The sequence below is a fragment of the Methanobrevibacter sp. genome, from assembly GCF_045646045.1.
Classification (GTDB): domain Archaea; phylum Methanobacteriota; class Methanobacteria; order Methanobacteriales; family Methanobacteriaceae; genus Methanocatella.
Map to the genome: position 1 here is coordinate 1 of NZ_JAZRJY010000156.1, position 3,045 is coordinate 3,045.

Genomic DNA, 3,045 nt, shown 5'->3' on the forward strand with positions numbered 1-3,045 from the left:
CGCAGTTTCAAGGGAGAATAACGCGCACAACAACGTTATCAGTTCATATAACTGCACTAACATATGTTATTTAAACATATAACAAATTACTGGTCCTAGCTTGTCGCACTTCTGTAATATACTTGTCCCCAGTCAACACAATTGGAACCTTTACTGGCTTTAGCATCTGTTATTGTTTTCTTGTCTGTTTTTGTGAATCAAAGTATTTACTATACAATTTCTTGTTGGCTATAACATCTAAAGCTTCATCAATACTATCACCTTTGAAATTATAAGAAGAATAGTTTTTGATGATTGGTGGATTATTCCAACAATAGATAAGGAATATTATGAAGAATTATCTAAAAGTGATGATGAAAATTTTAACCAATTCTTCTTAAATAATTATTATGATGATCCTAATTTAATAATAGAAAAAGTTAATGGTTGGAGATTAACTGATATTCGAAGAACTATTATTGAACAAGCCATATTTAATTATATGCATGGAAAATATGAGGCAGCTGTAATTATTCTAACATTGCAACTTGAGGGAATATTAAGGGATGAATTGGGTGTAGATAAAATGTTTGGAGGCTTAAGAAAATCTTTAGAAAATAAGTTAAATCAATGTACTAATGATGATTCATGGAAAAAATTTTTAAATAAAGTTAATGTAAAATTCATTTCTGAAATATTGAAACCTTTAGGTGACAACATAGATTTTAAAGAAGATATTGGGTTAGTGAATAGAAATGGAATAGCACACACAGGAGTTGTTGATGCAAATCAAATTGTTGCTTTGAGATTGATTTTTATTATAGATACTTTAATTTATATAACTGAAAATCTTTAATTTTAAATCATTAATGATTTAATTTATATTACTTATAAATTCTTTCAACTATGATAATATCTATTCAAACTATGCATCATGAAAATTTTTCCAAAAAATTAAATAACAACATCAAATAAAATTTTATAACAAAGTTGATTGAAAAGTACGTGTAAGAGGTAGAACTTTTTCGTGAGTTTCAATATAGCTAGGCTCATTGACTTCCTTTACAACATCACCATCTTTAACCTCACCAATCAGCAATGGTGAATCTGGATTGTGCAACTTTTGATTCTTTTTAACCAGCTTCATGTTGCTGTTGGCGTAACGCACTTTAAATTATCTACTACTTTTAGTGAAATTTGTTCGATACAATACGAACAAAAAAATTAAAAAGTAAATGAATTATCTACTACTTTTTAGCCAGATTTGTTTGATAGTTAACGAACAGATATTACTTGTCAAATGCTCTCACACTAACAACATATCAATGAAATACTAAAGTAAACATTAAGATGGCAACTATTGGCGATTAATTATATTTACAAAAGACTCCAATGAAAAACTCCAAAAATCTATAATGAAAATATCAAAAAGTATATAATAAAAAACTCCAAAAGTATATAATAAAAAACTCCAAAAGTCTCCAATTAAAAAAATAATAAGTTGATTGAAATGGAAAGAAAATACTTAAAACGTTACATGGATGATGATTTAGAAAGATATCTAAGAATGATTGGTGCAGTATTAATAGTTGGACCAAAATGGTGCGGTAAAACAACAACTGCAGAAAGACATGCTCAAAGCATGATAAAATTACAAGATCCTAAACGAAAGGAAACATATAAAATATGGGCTGAATTTGATCCAGACAGATTATTGGAGGGAGATAAACCAAAATTAATAGATGAATGGCAGATGGCACCTATCCTATGGGATGCGGTCCGAAATAGTGTTGATGAAATAGGAGGCGAAGGATTATACATTCTAACCGGCTCAACCGTTGTTGATGAATCAAAAATAATGCATTCAGGCACTGGAAGAATACACAGAGTCCTAATGAGACCAATGAGCCTATATGAAAGCCTGGAATCAAATGGCAAAATATCCTTAATGGAATTATTCAACAATCCTAATTTAGATATTAATGGAATAACTTCAGATTTGACAATTGATGAGTTAATATTTGCTGCATGCAGAGGGGGATGGCCAGAATCTGTTGTGAAAAAAGATAAAGAAGCACAATTATTTGTTGCAAAATCATATGTTCAAAATATTTGCAATACCGATATTTCCGCAATTGATGGAGTAAAAAGAAATCCAGATAAAGTGAGAAGCCTCTTAAAATCCCTTGCAAGAAATAATTCAACACTCGTTAATGATAAAACAATAATGGCAGATGTTAATGTAAATGAAAAAATGAGCAATGGCACATATTACTCTTATATCAAAGCATTGAAAGACTTATTCGTTATAGAAGAAATAAGAGGATGGTCACCAGACATCAAATCAAAAACTTCAATGAGATCAAGAAACAAAAAGATATTTATAGACCCTTCAATCGCAATTGCTTCATTAAAAATGAGTCCCGAATCATGTGCTGATGATTTATTTTTGTTCGGATTTTTATTTGAAAATCTCTGCATTAGGGATTTAAGCATTTATACAAGTCCATTAGATGGAAATATCTATTACTATCATGATAAATCGGATATTGAAATTGATTGTGTTGTGCATTTGAATGATAATAGATATGCATTAATTGAATGTAAATTAGGTAGTGAAAAAATTGATGAAGGTGCAAAAAACTTATTGAAAATCAACAAATTAATAGAAAAAAATGATGATCTAAACAACCCAAGTTTTTTAGCTGTTTTAACTGGAGGAGAAGTTGCATATACTCGTCCAGATGGTGTTAAAGTAATTCCAATAGGTTGTCTTAAACAATAGATGAAAATACAACTACATTAATTTAGTTTGTTTGTCAATATGACTAGGTTCATTGACTTCCTTTACAACATCACTTTTTTTAACCTCACCAATCAGCAAGGGTGAATCAGGATTATGCAATTTTTGATTCGTTTAACCAACATCATGCCGCAGTTGGCGTAAAGCAAACGGAATTGTCCAATACATATTGCATGATTGAAATTCTATTATTCATCTTTTTGATAGTCAATAATCGCAAATAACCTTTTGATGCTTGAAAATGCAGTTTCAATAGAAGCCAT

At 29.8% G+C, this 3,045-nt stretch carries 3 protein-coding genes; 2 read left to right on the forward strand and 1 reads right to left on the reverse strand.

Going from position 1 to position 3,045, the window contains the following annotated elements; translation table 11 throughout:
- Window positions 1-481 precede the first annotated feature (481 nt).
- Window positions 482-835, forward strand: a complete 354-nt coding sequence (locus tag ACKI5C_RS10495) for a hypothetical protein (protein WP_296885766.1) — start codon at window positions 482-484, stop codon at window positions 833-835.
- 123 nt (window positions 836-958) lie between these two features.
- Here ACKI5C_RS10495 and ACKI5C_RS10500 read toward each other — a convergent pair whose 3' ends face one another.
- Window positions 959-1,147 carry a hypothetical protein gene (locus tag ACKI5C_RS10500; RefSeq protein ID WP_407433062.1) on the reverse strand — a complete coding sequence of 63 codons (189 nt, stop codon included), beginning with the start codon at window positions 1,145-1,147 and terminating at the stop codon, window positions 959-961.
- A 342-nt stretch (window positions 1,148-1,489) separates the two neighbouring features.
- Between ACKI5C_RS10500 and ACKI5C_RS10505 the strand changes: the two genes are divergently transcribed.
- On the forward strand, window positions 1,490-2,764 hold the full coding sequence (locus ACKI5C_RS10505) for an ATP-binding protein (protein WP_407433063.1): 1,275 nt from the start codon (window positions 1,490-1,492) through the stop codon (window positions 2,762-2,764).
- The last annotated feature ends 281 nt before the right edge of the window (window positions 2,765-3,045 follow it).